Origin of the sequence: Microbulbifer sp. CNSA002 (assembly GCF_047324085.1) — a bacterium.
In the GTDB taxonomy this organism is placed as follows: domain Bacteria; phylum Pseudomonadota; class Gammaproteobacteria; order Pseudomonadales; family Cellvibrionaceae; genus Microbulbifer.
On sequence record NZ_CP172449.1, the window covers coordinates 3,719,646 to 3,736,320 of the forward strand.

At 44.9% G+C, this 16,675-nt stretch carries 17 protein-coding genes; 9 read left to right on the forward strand and 8 right to left on the reverse strand.

All coding sequences use genetic code 11. The features are described 5' to 3' along the window. Window positions 1-22: 22 nt before the first annotated feature. The 4 genes from ACG1BZ_RS16420 to ACG1BZ_RS16435 form a co-directional block, all read right to left on the reverse strand. Window positions 23-961 carry a hypothetical protein gene (locus ACG1BZ_RS16420; RefSeq protein ID WP_413662766.1) on the reverse strand — a complete coding sequence of 313 codons (939 nt, stop codon included), beginning with the start codon at window positions 959-961 and terminating at the stop codon, window positions 23-25. A gap of 246 nt (window positions 962-1,207) precedes the next feature. After that, complete coding sequence (locus ACG1BZ_RS16425) at window positions 1,208-2,152, reverse strand: SdiA-regulated domain-containing protein (protein WP_413662767.1); 945 nt, start codon at window positions 2,150-2,152, stop codon at window positions 1,208-1,210. 11 nt (window positions 2,153-2,163) lie between these two features. Next, window positions 2,164-2,646 (reverse strand): YajQ family cyclic di-GMP-binding protein, encoded by a 483-nt coding sequence (locus ACG1BZ_RS16430; RefSeq protein ID WP_108733959.1) that lies wholly within the window; start codon window positions 2,644-2,646, stop codon window positions 2,164-2,166. A gap of 14 nt (window positions 2,647-2,660) precedes the next feature. Beyond that, complete coding sequence (locus tag ACG1BZ_RS16435) at window positions 2,661-3,197, reverse strand: YaeQ family protein (RefSeq protein ID WP_282931942.1); 537 nt, start codon at window positions 3,195-3,197, stop codon at window positions 2,661-2,663. Between the two features lie 86 nt (window positions 3,198-3,283). Between ACG1BZ_RS16435 and ACG1BZ_RS16440 the strand changes: the two genes are divergently transcribed. From ACG1BZ_RS16440 to ACG1BZ_RS16465, 6 genes are all read left to right on the forward strand, one after another. Then, a complete protein-coding gene (locus ACG1BZ_RS16440) occupies window positions 3,284-3,898 on the forward strand; it encodes a LemA family protein (RefSeq protein WP_413662768.1) in 615 nt (204 codons plus the stop codon). A 21-nt stretch (window positions 3,899-3,919) separates the two neighbouring features. Further along, window positions 3,920-4,666 (forward strand): TPM domain-containing protein, encoded by a 747-nt coding sequence (locus ACG1BZ_RS16445; protein ID WP_413662769.1) that lies wholly within the window; start codon window positions 3,920-3,922, stop codon window positions 4,664-4,666. After that, complete coding sequence (locus tag ACG1BZ_RS16450) at window positions 4,666-5,277, forward strand: TPM domain-containing protein (protein WP_413662770.1); 612 nt, start codon at window positions 4,666-4,668, stop codon at window positions 5,275-5,277. The genes ACG1BZ_RS16445 and ACG1BZ_RS16450 overlap by 1 nt, the downstream gene beginning before the upstream one ends. A gap of 151 nt (window positions 5,278-5,428) precedes the next feature. Further along, window positions 5,429-5,914, forward strand: coding sequence for a hypothetical protein (locus ACG1BZ_RS16455; protein ID WP_413662771.1), 486 nt, complete (start codon window positions 5,429-5,431; stop codon window positions 5,912-5,914). A 58-nt stretch (window positions 5,915-5,972) separates the two neighbouring features. After that, window positions 5,973-7,757 (forward strand): hypothetical protein, encoded by a 1,785-nt coding sequence (locus ACG1BZ_RS16460; protein ID WP_413662772.1) that lies wholly within the window; start codon window positions 5,973-5,975, stop codon window positions 7,755-7,757. A 27-nt stretch (window positions 7,758-7,784) separates the two neighbouring features. Then, window positions 7,785-9,083 (forward strand): HupE/UreJ family protein, encoded by a 1,299-nt coding sequence (locus ACG1BZ_RS16465; protein ID WP_413662773.1) that lies wholly within the window; start codon window positions 7,785-7,787, stop codon window positions 9,081-9,083. A 171-nt stretch (window positions 9,084-9,254) separates the two neighbouring features. Here ACG1BZ_RS16465 and ACG1BZ_RS16470 read toward each other — a convergent pair whose 3' ends face one another. Both ACG1BZ_RS16470 and ACG1BZ_RS16475 read right to left on the reverse strand, forming a co-directional pair. Then, window positions 9,255-9,656 (reverse strand): GFA family protein, encoded by a 402-nt coding sequence (locus ACG1BZ_RS16470; protein WP_413662774.1) that lies wholly within the window; start codon window positions 9,654-9,656, stop codon window positions 9,255-9,257. 534 nt (window positions 9,657-10,190) lie between these two features. Continuing rightward, window positions 10,191-11,039, reverse strand: a complete 849-nt coding sequence (locus tag ACG1BZ_RS16475) for a hypothetical protein (protein WP_413662775.1) — start codon at window positions 11,037-11,039, stop codon at window positions 10,191-10,193. A 919-nt stretch (window positions 11,040-11,958) separates the two neighbouring features. Between ACG1BZ_RS16475 and ACG1BZ_RS16480 the strand changes: the two genes are divergently transcribed. The 3 genes from ACG1BZ_RS16480 to ACG1BZ_RS16490 are packed head-to-tail and all read left to right on the forward strand — an operon-like array spanning window position 11,959 to window position 15,316. Then, on the forward strand, window positions 11,959-13,368 hold the full coding sequence (locus ACG1BZ_RS16480) for a S41 family peptidase (protein WP_413662776.1): 1,410 nt from the start codon (window positions 11,959-11,961) through the stop codon (window positions 13,366-13,368). A gap of 9 nt (window positions 13,369-13,377) precedes the next feature. Next, complete coding sequence (locus ACG1BZ_RS16485; RefSeq protein ID WP_413662777.1) at window positions 13,378-14,061, forward strand: response regulator transcription factor; 684 nt, start codon at window positions 13,378-13,380, stop codon at window positions 14,059-14,061. After that, the gene (locus ACG1BZ_RS16490) at window positions 14,054-15,316 is read left to right on the forward strand and encodes a sensor histidine kinase (RefSeq protein WP_413662778.1); all 1,263 of its coding nucleotides are present in this window, start codon (window positions 14,054-14,056) and stop codon (window positions 15,314-15,316) included. Before ACG1BZ_RS16485 ends, ACG1BZ_RS16490 begins: the two co-directional genes overlap by 8 nt. Before the next feature lie 403 nt (window positions 15,317-15,719). Here the strand turns inward: ACG1BZ_RS16490 and ACG1BZ_RS16495 are convergent, their stop codons facing one another. Both ACG1BZ_RS16495 and ACG1BZ_RS16500 read right to left on the reverse strand, forming a co-directional pair. Beyond that, window positions 15,720-15,983 (reverse strand): MOSC domain-containing protein, encoded by a 264-nt coding sequence (locus tag ACG1BZ_RS16495; protein ID WP_413665881.1) that lies wholly within the window; start codon window positions 15,981-15,983, stop codon window positions 15,720-15,722. 97 nt (window positions 15,984-16,080) lie between these two features. Continuing rightward, the gene (locus tag ACG1BZ_RS16500; RefSeq protein WP_413662779.1) at window positions 16,081-16,653 is read right to left on the reverse strand and encodes an NAD(P)H-dependent oxidoreductase; all 573 of its coding nucleotides are present in this window, start codon (window positions 16,651-16,653) and stop codon (window positions 16,081-16,083) included. Window positions 16,654-16,675: the final 22 nt, after the last annotated feature.

Here is a 16,675-nt window from a genome sequence, read left to right on the forward strand (position 1 = left end):
AATAGAAAGTCTCTATTGGTATTTAGTCAGATTGATCTGGTAGAGCTAGATGTAATAAGAGTGCTCTGCGATCCTGTGGGTCGTGAATACGACTGATATTATCATTGTCAAACACAATAAAAACGCCCCGCTCTCCAATAGCCAAACCATCTCCCTTGCCACCGGTCCGCGATACCTCGTAGCCGAGTTCAGAGGAGTTTTCATGTTCCCAGTAATCCAGACACCACTCAGCTTTCAAGCTGGGTAATTCCCTGCGGCAAACTGCATAGGCATTAGGTTCCAGGGTCCACAAAGCCCCATCATAGTAATAGAGGCCTGCCATATTTTCCGACTCATCACGAAAATCCAGCCCTTTTACTGGCGGCGGTGTAAAAATCTGTACACTTCCCTTGGGGCCGAGTTTTACCAGGGCACGGGGATCCCGCTCTATAGCCATCCAAAAGTCATCGCCCACCTTCTGTAGCCCTACACCGGAGAGGTTGTACCCGTGCATATAACCTTGGGCTTTAGCCGTAGCCGACCACATATTTTCTAACCAATGCCCCTTTCCCTCCATATTTATTTCGGCTATGCGGTTGTAACGTTCACTCAACAAATAGAATTTATCATCGGCACAGGTGATGGCTTCAAAATCCATCGCTGCAGCTGGGCGAGTAAGTTCCAGTAGAAAATACCATAAATTAGTAGGCCTATCTTTTTTCGGAACCCGGAGCCCAGCCAGCTTGATATAAGGCTCCAAGGTTGCACTCCTATCTCCCAATACTATCTGGTAGATCTCCCTGGATTGCTTATCCGACACCGTAACCATTTTTCCATCGCAAAAACTCAATCCAGATATGCTTAACCCGGCACTATCATCCACCCAGTAATGAGCTATTTTTTTGGCGGGAATAATTTCAGCTGCCAGCCCCATGGATGACAAGAGCGCACATACGATAGTTAAAAAAATACGCTTAATCACGATCCTTCCAATTTATCGCCAAAGTGATTTAAGAACCGGGAGATTCCCTGCGGCCAACAGACACTACCAAGCTGTAAGGTCCCAATAGCTATTGGTACACAGCATAGTTACCCCAATTGCTCTAAACAATTTTAGCGCTAGTGACTAGAAGATATTTTAAAAATGGAGGGACTTGTTGAACGGGAAAGAACTAAAGGGATGGGATTAGCGCCGACTCCCGGAAAGTACGGCGCCAGACAGAGTCAATTATTGCAGCCTACTGACCTCATCTGGCATTGCCAGATGCAACAGCAGCGCGCGCTTGTCGTCAGGCGCCTGGGCACGGCCAACATTATTGTTGTCGAGGATAACGAAAATACCCTGCTCCCCGACTGCCAGCCCCTCGCCCTTTCCATAGCGGGTTTCTTCATAAACCCGCTCGGGAGATTCTTCAAGGGCGCGATAGTCCAGGCACCACTCGGCTTCCAGGCTAGGAAGTGCCCTGCGGCACACGGCGTGGGCGTTGCGCTCCAAGGTAAAGAGTGCGCCGTCGTGGTAATCCAATCCCGCCAAGTCCTCTGAACGGCCAGCAAAGTCCAGGCCATCTACTTGAGGCAGGGTCAGTGTGCTGGCCTCACCATCTGCATTTAGCCTCAACAAACCACGGGGTTCGCGCTCCATGGCTACCCAGAAAGTATCGTCGGCTTTCACCAATCCCTCGCTGGAAGCATTGGTCTTCTGTAGAAACCCCTGGGACCTGGCTAATGCCGACCAGCTATGCTCCTGCCAGCGTGCATTTCCCTCGATATCTACGATGGCAATACGGTTGTAATGCTCACTGACCAGATAGACCTGGCCATCGCTACAGGTAACACCTTCAAAGTCCAGATCTTCTGCCGGGCGGAACAACTCCTTGAAGCCTTCCCAAGCACTGACAGGCTCATCCTGCTCCGGTATCCCAAGGCCGTTTAAGCGAAGATGTGATACCAGGTCGGCACTGCCATCGCGAAATTCAAGCGTGTAGATCTCTTCAGAATTCTTATCGGAGACTGCCAGCAGATTTCCAGAACAGAAACTTAAGCCGGAAATATCCAGGCCTGCACTACTGTCAACCCAATAGCTGGCCAGCAACCTAGCTGGGGTAATTTCTGCGGCTATCGCCAGTGGCGACAACAGCACGGATAGAACACTGAAGAGAGTACGCTTGATCACTGCAAAACCAATTAATCGCGGAAGTTATTAAACTGCAATGGCTGTTCCAGCTCTTTACCGCGCAACAAGGCGATCACCTGCTGCAAGTCATCGCGCTTCTTGCCAGTAACACGCACCTGCTCACCCTGAATGGCAGCCTGCACCTTGAGCTTTTCATCTTTGATCAGCTTAACAATCTTTTTTGACAGTTCTTTGTCAAGGCCATTTTTCAGGGTCACATCCAATTTGACCTGCTTGCCGGATTGCTCTTTATCACCTACATCCATCGCCAGTGGATCGATATCGCATTTGATCAGTGCGCCGCGCAGCATATCCACCATCTGGTCTACCTGCATGTCCACTTCAGCGCGAACTACCAGGGAGAACTCACTCATCTCCACTTCCGCATCCACACCTTTAAAGTCGAAGCGGTTGGTAATAGTGCGATTCACCTGATCCACAGCGTTGGTGAGTTGGTGCTTATCCACTTCAGATACAATGTCAAAAGAAGGCATTAAGTTGTCTGCTCCTATTTCCAGGTTTCCGGAGTAATCTCCGCGTTGTTGTCACTATCAGCGAGCCAGATATGACCATCCTGAATGGTTGCACTCAGGTCCATATTACGCTCAGCCATAGCCGCCAATTGCTCAGTGGCATCAGCGGCTAAATGGTAGACGGTAAGGTTATCAAAGCGCTCCAATTGGCTGGCCTGTTTCTGCCACCAGATTGGTGCTGCACGGCGCCCGTAACTGTATACGATAACGCGCTTCGAGCGGTTGCAGGCTTTGCGAATTCGTTCCTCAGTGGGCAGCCCCACTTCGATCCAGAGATCGATTTCACCGCTCAGGTTTTTTTGCCAGAGATCCGCTTCCTCATCGGAGGACAATCCCCGGGTAAACTCCAGCGTTTCCGCCGCATTGTGAGCAAAAGCCAGTAGGCGCACCATCATACGCTCATCTGTTTCCGAAGGATGTCGCGCCAAAGTGAGCGGATGTTCGGCGTAATAATCCCTGTCCATATCGGATATCTGGACTTTGGCCTTAAATATTGTTGCTTTTAACGCCATTTTGGCTCCATGGTGATGCCTTCTCCAGCGCCGGGAGTCAGGCGGACTATTCTTGATGGGTTCACGTGAGAATAAGGATATTCCGCATGACCTCTGCGCTCCCCAGCGGCTGGCCCTTTTGGCAGAGCTCACTGCTACTGCTGCTGGCAACCACCCTCAGCGGCTGTGGTGTCAACAATATCCCAACCTATGACGAGCAGGTTAAAGCCACCTGGGCCCAGGTTCAAAACCAATACCAGCGCCGTGCCGATCTGGTTCCCAATCTGGTGCAAACCGTAAAAGCTTACGCATCCCACGAACGGGAAACCCTACAAGCCGTCACTGAGGCCAGGGCCAAAGTCAGCTCTCTCCAGGTTGACGGCAACCTTCTCAATGACCCAGCCAAGCTGCAACAGTTCGAAGCAGCACAAGGCCAGTTAACCAGCGCGCTATCCCGCCTTATGTTGGTGGTAGAGCGATACCCCGACCTCAAAGCCAACCAGAACTTCCTCACACTGCAATCTCAGTTAGAGGGCACCGAAAACCGCATCAGTGTCGCGCGCCGGGATTATATCCAGGCTGTAGAGCGCTACAACCGCGAGATTCGCACTTTTCCAGGAAGAATCTGGCATGCTGTGCTCTACAGGGATATGCCGCTTCGAGAAACTTTCGAAGCCACCAGTGAAGATGCCGATAAGGCACCTGAAGTCAACTTCCAATAGACAGGCGCCATCGACCCCAAAATGAACCGCCCCAGTCTTGCCATAACCATCCTGATCGCTCTGGTCTGTGCCTTAACAGCCTGGGCCGATGTGCAGTTTCCAGCGCTGTCCGGCCGAGTGGTAGATCAGGGAGAGTTGTTAAAGGCCGATGAGAGATACCAACTTACTGAATTGATACAGCAGTATGAGCGCGACAGTGATAATCAGCTGGTTGTCGCCACCATCCCCGAGCTTCAGGGCATCACTATAGAGGAGTATGCCAACCAACTGGCACGCAAGTGGAAGCTAGGAAAAAAAGACAAAGACAATGGAGTGCTTTTCCTGATTGCGCCCAATGATAGAAAGGTCCGTATCGAAGTAGGCTACGGCCTGGAAGGAGCCCTAACCGATGCACTGGCGGCAAATATTATCCAAACCAAAGTACTGCCAGAGTTTCGCAATGGCGATTTTAGCAGCGGAATCAATGCAGGGGTTCGATCAATTATCGCCGCGACGAAAAATGAATATGTCGCTGAACCCGTAGAAACCAAAGAGGGGCGTCGAATTGCTGTACTGGTAGGCCTGTTCCTTCTGCTGGTCATGCTACACCTCTTCGGCAGTGCCGTACTGGGTTCACCTGCACAGAGCCGCGTTTTTAAGCGGGGGCGCTACGGCGGCTACTATGGTGGAGGTGGATTTGGCGGAGGTCTATCCGGCGGCAGCTCTGGGGGCGGGTTTAGCGGGGGCGGCGGAGGTTTTGGCGGAGGGGGCGCATCGGGAGGATGGTAATGCTCACCAATACTTATCAACGCCAGGTAGCAGAGGCAATCAAGGAAGTAGAGTCCCGCACCGACGCTGAAGTCATGGCTGTGGTCGCCAAGGAAGCCGACAGCTACCTTTATATCTCTACCCTATGGGCCGCATTCCTAACACTGTTAGTCTCCCCCCTGATCGAATTCCTGCCGTTCTGGATCAACCTCCAACAGGCGGTGACGCTTCAGTGGATTTTATTTATTGTCCTGGCAGTAATATTCCGCTGGCGCCCCATCACCATGCGCCTGGTACCAAAGAAAATAAAATTCTGGCGAGCTTCAAATTTAGCCCGCAGGCAATTTCTGGAGCAGGATTTACACGCAACCAAGGACCGACTCGGGCTACTGATATTTGTTTCAGAAGCCGAACACTATGTAGAAATACTGGCCGACAAAGGCATTGCCCAACACATCACCAATGACAACTGGCAGAGAGTAGTGGAAAATTTTGTGCAACAAATCAAGCGGGGAAAAGCTGGAGAGGCATTACTGGCATGTATTGAGCAATGCGGAGATCTACTTCACGAAGCGATACCCACCAGCACCATTAAAGATGAACTGCCGAATCATCTAGTCGTCATCAATTAAATCCCCGTATCCCCCAAAACTGGCAACACCAACTTATTCAAGTTTCAAAACGAAACTCCACGCCATACCAACCTACCCTCATATTGTGACTTGAATCATCAACTAAGCTGCCTAAAGGCATAAAACCCATAAGTAAACTCTGTACAAGAAGATGATTCCGACTAAAACCCTATTGCAGCTTTTCAGTATTACTCTTCTGTTACTGGTATCTGGATTCAGTGCCGCTCTCTGGTCTCAAGAACTACAAAAGAAAAATACGACTTCGACAATCGGGGACGGTAACTTCCCGGGCACTCGTATAGCCTCCCCTCGCCCAAAGCAAGCCACGACCCGCTTCCTGCCAGCATTGGGTAACAGTGATAAATTAACATTTCATGTCGAGCATCAGTGTAGCAACCACATTAGCGATCTCGACGCTCTCAGGGTGGAATGGGCCATCAGTAACCGGCAAGTGAATTTTCCGACTTGGGACCCCAGCAGTACCAAGCCGGAGTCCGAAAAGTTACCAGCTGCCCCCACTGAGGTTGTATTCGTACCTACTATTTATGGCGGAAAAGTAATTTATACAAAGCTGATTGGGAAAATCTATATGGAAGTCAATATAGCCTTCGGTATTGATCTTGAAGTACCAGACTAAATTAACCCCCCTTCAAAAACGAATAATGTGCAACTGATCAACTCTGCTCAAGCAACACATGACTCCCAAAGCGAAATTTTATTTATCATTCAACAAAATACTTATCAGCCTGGCCCTGATATTATTCAACAGTACATTATCAACAACCAGCAAGGCTGATTTTATCAGTTTAAGTGGCGCTGAGACCGCCAACAATATTGCGGAGATCGATATACAAAAAAATATCCTAAACATTAGATTCGAGATATCAGCAAGCGATGCCAAACTATTTTGGCCAGGAATTGGTGATACACCAGACATTTATCGACTGGCACAATCGGCAAAAACCCAACAATCTTTCGACTTTCAAGTACTCTCTGGAAATAAGAGCATTAAGCCCAAACTCATCTCAATTCGAGTAGCCCAGAGAAAACCTAGAATTTCCCCTTTTGCTGGGAAAACCGATCCCCGCACCGGCATAAAAATGCCGGATTTCCCGGCAGATAAAAAGATTCTTTTAACTCAGCTGAAATATCCAATCGGTGGACTTTCAGTCCTGCAACTAAAACCACCCATCGGTAGTGATAAGCAGGCATCCGTGACAATTGGCTTTACCAGTCGCCACGGGCAAACACCTATCAGCGGCTTTCACTACCTATCCCAACCTGAACCACTCATTATCGACTGGAAAGACCCATGGAATACACATTTTAAGAACACCAATATTAGTCGGCGTAATCGCTACCCTCTAATGTCTTTCCTCTACGTAGAGCCCCGCCAGATACGCCATGAGATACTCGTGCGCACCAAGGACTTACTGGAGTGGACTAATCACCCTTTCGATGCCTGGCAACTATTAACACCAGAAAGTAAGGCCTTCCTGCACCACACAGTACGCAGCTATCTAAATAATAAAAATCCAACTTCTATTGATCAGTCGCCCTCACAGCCGAATAGCATTGAGACTGTTTTTCTTCGCGCAAATAATAGCGGGTACTCACAGATTTCAGAGAATGACACTATTGAAATGGGCTCAGTGATGATTGGCTACCGGGAAAAATTTTCCATCGATGCACTGCCCCGGAGTGTTACCGTAGACTGGAATCTATTCACCGATACGATCAACTCCGTTCCCACCCTAATTCAGGACCCCGCAGGCCCATTTCCCACCCATGTAATTCCCTCATTTCCTGATATTCAGTGGCACAACTACCTATACGATTACCGACCTCCAAATAGCGATCCACTTGTAATAGAAACCCCTAGCCTGGCGGTCCCTATGGCTATCCTATTTTCATTTCTTATTATTACGATAATTGTATTGACGCTATCCACAAAACACTCACTTATAGGCCGCAAGGGTTCAACTATTCTCTATACCGCCATAATAATCTCAGCTGTCGCTTTGTACCTCAATCTTCCAGAAGAATACCGGGTAAACCTCCCAGGAACCGCTAAAAAACGGGACTTGGGCCAAGTAACAGAACAGCTACTGTTAAAAGTTGCAGCCGCATTTAAAGAGCCTCTACCGATCAATCTGGAATTAAAGCTAAAAAACCTGATTACCAAGGAAGGATTCGAAAGTACCTATTCAAATCTGGCACAAATTTATCGCCCCCAAACAACGAGTGGTGGCTTGGGATCAATCAGTGCTATTACAAATCTTAAAGTCGAGTACTCCAGCCAAATTAACCTGAATGGCAACAAAGGATTCCGGTTGATTACAAGTTGGCAGGCGGTAGTAGAGGACCGAAGCTGGGGACAGTTTGAACAAAGACCGCAAGAGACCCGGGCCAATATCGCAATTATCCAGTCTGATAACCACTGGAAAATCGCTGGATTTACTCCCCTATCCGTGCGGTAAGAATAAAATAGAGAAATAGTTAGGGCTATGAAAAACAGCACATACAAGTTCCCCGCAATATTTGTTCTATACCTCCTTATGTCCAGCCTCAGCGGGCAAGCACAAGCGCACTTTCTTCTTAACTTCAATGTACGGATTTTCCATATAGAGCACACAGCCAGTGGTGCCAACCTATATATGAGAGTGCCTATGCCCTATTTACTGGCAGATAAAACAAAAAAGGGTCGCGACCCCTATACTGGCAAACTCCCACAACCCGCGCCCTATACCAAAAACTCATTGGATCAAGGCGGCTTGGTCCATTATGTGGATTTTCAGCAGCTGGAGCTAGCGCCTCTAGGACTCGGTAATATTGCAGAGAGCGCCACTTTTCTCCGCAATACTGACATGCAAATAAAAGGCGATGTAAAAGCCGTGCGCTTGTATCGGATAGGAAGTGAACCGGACTTTGCAACGCTGGAGGAGGCACAGCAGGCATTTTTAAAGCAATATTTACCTGAAGATACCAATCAAAGGTTGTATGTGGGTGACACCTTGGTTGATATTCAGATCTTCTACCCTCTGGAAGCTCCCCTTGGAGAATACCAACTATCCAGCTCTCTTAACCCCGGCCTCCCCAACCAGGAAGATACCGCCAACCTGGTACTGGATTACAACCCAGGTAAGACCCAGGTATTTCGCTCACGCGGTCTTATGCAAAAGCCACTACTGATTACCCACTCCTCAATAGACGCTGTGAAGACTTTTCTGGCGGAGGGCATCGCCCATATCCTGAAGGGGTTGGACCACGTGTTGTTTGTACTCTGCCTAAGCCTCGGTGCACTCAGCCTACCGCTACTCTTATGGCGCGCTACCGGCTTTACCATCGGTCACAGTATCACCCTCTCAGCCGGATTCTTTGGCTTTGTCCCCACAGTCAGCTGGTTCGTACCTATGGTAGAAACCGGTATCGCCCTATCCATAATCTATATGGCCTGGATATCACTACACAGGGAAGACACTAAGATAACAGGTAGCGAAAGCACAATTTTTATCGGCACCTGTATGCTCGGCCTGCTCCATGGCCTGGGTTTTTCATTTGTATTATATAAAATACTCCAAGTTGACTCCCCGAATATCTGGCAAAGCCTCTTGTCCTTCAACCTGGGAATAGAAGCCGGGCAAATACTCATAATTCTTGCCATATGGCCCCTTGCCTATTTAGCCAGGCTGTGGAAAAAGGAATGGGAAATCCGGATACGTTATTCTGTTGCTGGACTCTGCAGCGCAATTGCTTTTATTTGGACATTAGATAGAGGATATGAACTTGTTTCGGCAATCTTCTGAACAGGAGAATGAGTTTTCTCTCTGGCTATTACACTCGAGATAATACACCTAAAAATGTCTTGTATTCTCAAGCTCCAGAGGCAAAACTCACTCCAAAATTAACCTCCCTGTCACTACACACGTAATATTGAATAAAAATACAAAGTGCAATAAATCAGGACGTTAAATAATTTAAGATCCAAACCCCTTGGGATGCTGCTTCCCGGCGTCACCTATTACTTCCCAAGAAGCCTTTGAGTCAACCCATAAATGATGAACCACTTTTAGGTTTTCGTTACCATCCACCAAGCTTCCTGCAGGAATGTAAGTATTTAAAGAATCATTCTCTCCGGGCAGAGTCGAACCGCAAGTAGCGCAAAAATTTGTATGCCAATCATGCCCAGGCTTAGACCAATACTTAAGGTTCTCCTTACCTTTAACCCAACTAAACTTCTCGGTAGGCACGATAGCTACAGTAATAGCGCCACTCCCTGTGGAGCGACGGCAGATTGAGCAGTGGCACATATATAAATCTGTGAGGGATTCTTGTATCTCATAAGCTATCTCTCCACAATTGCATTCACCTTTAGTCAAAAAGACACTCCTTTTTTAATAATATAAAGATACAAAGCCCACATATCTGAGACATCTATATCACCTTGTATAGATTTTAACCGATCATAGAGTCCCAAAAGAGCATCTACTCGCACTGAACAATCTCCCCAGCTAATTTTAAGTCCGGCAATAGCTATATGTTCTACAACAAATGTCTCAGGCTGAACTTCCGCTCCAAAGAGATAAAAGGTTATCAGAAAGAACTGGCTTTTGTGGTGCGCATATCTATTTGCACAAACCTTTATCTAACCTGATTTCTCTCATCATTGATTCAAGTTTTCGGTAGCAAGTGGCTAATAGAGGCTGAGTTGAGCAATATATAAAAGTGAGCACCCGCACACTTAGTGTGGTGCTCACTTTCTCACTTGGTGAAAGGATTCTATACAACTTAACAGGTTACTGCGGGATCAACCGGGGCTTCATGTATCGTGAAGACCGGAAATATCATTAAAGAATTTAAATTTAGCAACATGATGATAGATACAGAGAACTAGGCGTAGCTTAGTGTAAATTTTATTTAGGCCTAAGGGCCTCAATAAACTCCGCATCTACCCACATAATTTCAAAATTCGGTGGAGTACAACGCCGACAGTAGAAAAGGTATTTCCCATCGGGCGTTACATATCCACCACCATCTTCCCCTTCTGTATTGATATTATCACCGAAGTTAATAGCCGCGCCCCATGAGCCATCTTGTTGGCGAAAACTGATGTACATATCGCTATCACCATATCCACCCTCTCTTTCACTATCCCAGATAATGTAGGACTCATCAGGAGCAATAAACGGATGAGCAGTCCACTTGCCTGTATTTATCTGCTCTCCAAAAGGTTTTGGCGCTTCACGCTTACCATCTAACAGACGCGAATATCGAAGAATGCCATCTCCATTTGAACCTACTTCATCAAATACAAACGTTCCTTTTGCAGAAGCCGTAAGGCGCATGATACGAAAGTCTTCAAATAGTGGCCCCAGGCTTTTAGGTTCTGACCAACCATTGTCAGTGCGCTCTCTATATCGATTTCTAGAATACATTATTTGACCATCAGGTGAGATAGAGCCACCCCAGGCCACCTCCGATTCATACCAGCGATTACCCTCAAGCTTGAATACAACTTTCGAAGACTCGCCACTTTGGTGATATCTTCTTGTAACGTAGTACTCCTGCATATCAGGCGTGAAGTAGCCACCCCAATCCCGATACTCTTTCGAGGGATTAGGAGCGAATAACTTTGGAGTTAACCCAGGAGGTTTCTGTCCAAGATAGGGCCCTTCAAGAGCTGTCTGTGTATCCTGACTATAACTGTTAACACCCAGGGCTAGCAGTGAGAGTAGAGCAATTGAAATACAAAGGTGCCTCATGACATATCCTTGCTTAAACATGAAGTAATAAGCAACCAATGTATCTATTCAGGCTTTATAACACCTGACGTCCATATGAATTTTGTCTGATTCTTGTGAGAAGAGGTGTGATCCGCAGACTATTTGTATGAAATATACACAAAAGCGACTCTATAGCGAAGGTTCAGACCTCCCTTTTGCCCTCCATATATACTGACCTTGCGGCTCATTTTGTATTGCCAATCCACACCGAGCCCCCAATTACAGAGAGAGTTATCGGGAAACAACGATCTTAAACCTATAGAAATACACCCTCAGATATTCACCTATTCGCTGTAAGTAAATCCACAAGTCTGCCCAAAAGAAATAAATGATAGTGGAAACTGTGAAACAACGAGTACTATTTTCTAATCTCAACCATATGATCAATTTTTATTCTGCGGGATTAAGAATGAGCGATACTTTAGTCCCAATGGCTGCTGCATTTTCTACCAGATAGACATCAATCTGGTAGAAAGTGCAGCTCAATTAGATACATTGCCTGAAATACACTTACTTAGATCTCTACCTATTGAAGTGAGAGCGCTTTCCTTGGTGGGAGGCTTGGTAAGTGATGTCTAGAGGTTGGATTGGGAGAAAGAACCCTGGGCGTTAGGTTCCTAGAGCTAGACAAGCTATTGAATTTACAACATTTAATCAGCTCCGGTGTCAATACTCTATTTGCTGGGTTTCCAGAACTGCTCCTGGGGTTGTAACTTACCCAAATAACAGAGATGCAATGCCAAACAAACTACCTGCCTTTAGCTGACGCAAGTTGAACTGGGTGTTTAACTAGGCCTGTTGAGTTAATGGAATAGCTTCTAGCTTTGCTATTACGTAGCTTGACAGAATCTTCACAACCCCATTGTTAAGCTGCTCATTTCAAACTTGAGTTTTCGAAATGAAAAGGTTATATCAAATTTGTTTTTTTCTGGTAAGTTCAGTATTGGTTATTGCTTGTAGATCATCACATCTAGAGATTTTTCCTGAGTTAACAGACAGCTCTTTGTTGGAAAAAAAATTAACTGTTGCTGAAATGCGAGAAGATGTGGAGGCATTCTACTTGGGGGCTTTAGAAAGACATCCGGCACTAGATCATTATACCGATTTGCAGGAGCTGGAAGAAGCGGTGAGAGACTTACAGCTACAAATCTCTGATTCTATGAATCGACTCCATTTCTATCGAGTTGTAGGGCAACTGGCGCACAAGTTTAATGATGGTCATTCTTTTCTGATATGGCCTTATCAGGAGTATGAAAAACTTATAGCCAGTGGCAAAAAGCCCTTCCCATTGGCTGTTACTTTAACTCCTGATGGTAGTATCGTAACAAAGAATACGTATATAAATGGTAGGCAATCAGTGCCGGCAGGGGCAAGAATTACAGGAATTAATGGTCAAAGTATTCAAACCTTGATGGATCATATGCAGAAGTTTGCAGGTGGGGAGTCTCGCTTTCTAAGAGAGCAAATTATTACTAAACGGTTTGGTGTAATGTTATGGGCTGTCTTTGGGTTTATTGACGATTTTGAATTGAAGTGGCAGGAGCCTGTGAGCCGATCCAATCATACTACCCAGTTACTTTCCAAACAAAACTGGCACCTTCAAGATGAAATTATCAATGGCAGGCAGGACTTCTATTTTAAAGTCATATCAGATGACACTGCTTATCTTCATATAGGCAGCTTTGATGTAGGATTGGACTGGTTTAGCGAGTTTATCGATCAAGCTTTTACTGATATAAAAAATAGAAAAATTACATGCTTGATTATCGATTTGCGCGAAAACTTAGGGGGTAATACTGATAGTGCCACCTATTTATTAAGCTATATTGCCCACAAAGAGTTTCGTATGATTTCTTATATGACAGAAAAATTGAATCAACAAAATCGAGGGCTTTTTAACTATAAGGGAAAAGCTGGAGAATTGATTCAATACGACTGGGATGAATGGCACCGCCCCATAGATAATAATAACTTATTTGAAGGAGAAGTTTATATACTGATTAGCCCGGTTACTTATTCTGCTGCTATCGTATTTTCTAGTGCGGCTCAAGATCATCGATTTGCTACATTGATTGGTCAGAAAACGGAAGGCTACTCTAACCAAACTGCGCAAGGTAACTTGTTTAATTTGCCACATTCACAATTGAGGGCATATATCACTACACGCAAACTGGTAAGGCCCAATGGGGACGATAAAGTTAGCGGTGTAATACCAGATATCCCAGTAACTCCGGATGCAGAAGCTATCGCTGCCGGATATGACTTGGCCATCAACAAAGTGTTATCTTTACGAAATAGTGCTGACTAAGAGGTAATCATGAGCCTGACAGCTTTATTAATTGAAGACAATACAGACATCGCTCGCCAGGTGTGCGACTTTTTAGAGCAACAACTGTTCCAGGTAGACTATGCCAGTAGTGGCAAGATGGGGTATAGCCTGTTTCAACAACATCAATATGATGTAGTATTGCTGGACTTAATGTTGCCTGATATTGATGGTATTAAGTTATGCCGACAGATCAAAACTAATTATGAAGTGAATACCCCGGTGTTGATGCTCACCGCTAGAGATAGTATTTATGACAAAGGGATTGGTTTTGAAGCTGGTGCTGATGATTATCTAACCAAGCCATTTTCATTGGAAGAGGTGGCTATGCGGTGTAAGGCCTTATATCGTCGACATAACCTTTATCGATCTCAAATCCTTAATATTGGAGAATTGTGTATTGATATACGCCAGCATAAAGCTACCCGCCGAGGGCAGACTCTAAAGCTCAGTCGTACAGACTTCAAACTACTATTGTTACTCGCCAAGGCGTTCCCTCAAGCTATGACCCGCTCTGAACTATTAAGTAGAATTTGGGGAGACAATTTTCCTGATAGTGATGTATTACGATCACATATCTATATATTGAGAAGTATATTGGATAAGCCTTTTTCATATAACATGCTAAAAAATATTCATGGGGTTGGATATAAATTAGATGTGCCATATGAATAACCCAGCTCAGTGGCCAAAGAAAGGCATACAGCAGCGCACCTTGTATTTAATTGCAATTTACTCAATTTTTTTGGGTTTGCTTTATAGTCTTGTAATAGTGGCTTATGCTTGGGTAGTAGAAGATAATATTTTTAATAGATTAGTCAATAATGAGGCCGTATATCTCAAGGAAGTCTATAAATCATCTGGAGAAATTACAACTCCAAGATTGCAGTTTATTCAGTTGTATGGAAGTAGAAGTGCTTTGCCAGGCAATATTCCTGTTTTGCTAGAGCAAGATCCAGAAAGAGTTGAATTTGTATTAGATCGAGGCCCAACTCTCCATATCAAACCAGTAATTCTGGGGGAGCTGGAAATGGTATTAGTTGCAGACATTTCCGCTTACGAAGTTAGTACTGATTTTCTACCAGAAGTAACGATATGGCTATCATTGATGCTTGTGTTACTCGTAGTTTTAGGTTTATTGCTGGCCTTCTGGGTATCAAGTTATACTTTAAAGCCTCTACAATCTCTTGCTTATGCAATCTCAAGAAGTAAGCAGCAGCCCATTTCGCCGGGCTTCGCCAGGGCTTACCCTAAAGATGAAATAGGTTATTTGGCAAAGACTTTTGAAGATACCTTATTGTATAAACAAGTCATCTTAAAGCGTGAGTCCGACTTTACTCGGGACATTAGTCATGAACTCAGAACTCCATTGAGTGTATTACGTAATATTATTAGCAAGGTAGCTGGTACTGGCAGAATATCTTTAATGGAGATTGAGAGGCTACAAAAATCTTCATCAGAGATGCAAAGAACTATATCAACTCTGCTGGCTCTGGCAAGGCAGGAGTCACTGGAACGCCAGGAGGTAAGCTTATTGTTTGTACTTGAAAAATCGATATTAAATCATGTACAAGCAAGCCCTGATAGCCTTTTAACTTTTGAACTTCAGGTTTCTGCTGAAGAAAAGGTGCGAGCTAATGAAAATTTGTTGCTGCACCTTTTTACTAACCTCATAGAAAATGCAGATCATTACGCCAGCGACCATAAATTGAGCATTAAATTTTCACAAGGAAATTTACATTTTTCGAATAATATTGATGAGATTCAGCAGAAGTTGATAAAAGATCCTTTTACTGAAAGTGCAAAAAACAAACATAGTTCCGGCTTGGGGCAAGGGCTGTACTTAGTAAAGCGTATTTGTGAAATGTGTTCTTGGCAAGCACGGTATCAATGCGCTCAAAGCAGATTTGAAATAATTATCAGAACTTAAATTAATGGCCACTCCACTCTCTCAAGTTGGATGCCCCAAGGTAGCAGTGGCTCATAACCCTCAACGGATTGACAGTGAGGAATCTGCTCAAGCAACTTGACGTAATACATTTAGGGGGCAAGGCTGTGCATCTTGGCAGTGCGAATCAATCTGAAGTGCAGGCATAATGCTTTAGCGCCATTGACCAAAGATACAAACAGGAAGGTCTTACGAGCCATCACAAAACTGCTTATCTAATCAATCCTCTTCAGGCGTCTTTCCACTTTTTCTCGCCACTCTTGGGAGAGGGGCCGCAATCGATGGACGGCCTCAAGTACTTGTTTGCTAAAAGCATACCCCTTATCAAATAAGGCTCTAAACATGGCATTTACACTGACAGAACCAGGTGCCTCAGCAACTTTACTTAGTTTTTTTCTTGTCCTATATAACCTTCCTCAAGCACCCTAAAATACACACCAGTGTTAAAGTAATCTTTAAATAATTTAACGGTATTATTATTATCTAAAGCCATATTGAGTTTAAAACATGGAATTCTTGGCTGACTTACCTCGAGGAGACAATCGCCTATGCTAAATTGGTCGCCGATAAAGACTTCATCTTCGATAAGCCCAGAGACTGTAAAATTTTCCCCGAAAGTTCCATAGGGTAAATGGCTTTTATACAGGATTTGTTGCCAATAATCATAACTATTGAAGTTAAGGTATCGTCAAGTGTATTGGTTGTCGTTAGGAAGTCATAACTAACATAGATTGATTTGTTCTAGGCTAAATACAGCTAGCACCAAGTGCTTTAACAGTTTTCAACCAGGAGTCCTGTTGATTCTTATCAGACATAATCATTGAACCAAATAAACTAACCTCTGCTTTCGAGAAGCCGCAGTATTGAAGAGTAAATCGATCAAGCTGCTCTAATACTGGCTTTGCTTGTTCTTCTAAATATTCTGTAGGGGCATCCATTGTCAAAATTATTCTTGATGTTTTGCCTTTAAGAAGTTGTATCGGTTCTGCACTACCACTCTCAAATTTAAAGGTAATTCCGGGAAGAAAAGATCGATCAATCAAGCCTTTTAGCTTTCCTGGCAATCCGCCCCACCAAATAGGCGACACCACAACAATATGCTGTGCCCATTTAAGAGCCTCTTGAAATTCAGATAGACAATCCTCCAATACTTGATAATCATCGTACCCAAACTCTAAATTCGAATTGAAGTCCATTTCCGACAGGTTATATCGCCGAACATTAGCCTGTCTCTTTGCTTCAGACTCATAGACATCGCTCAACTGCTTAACAAAACTGTTCTTCTTTGGATTGCCATTTAAAAGTAGGATATTTTTCATCTCGTCATACTATTGCTTAAAG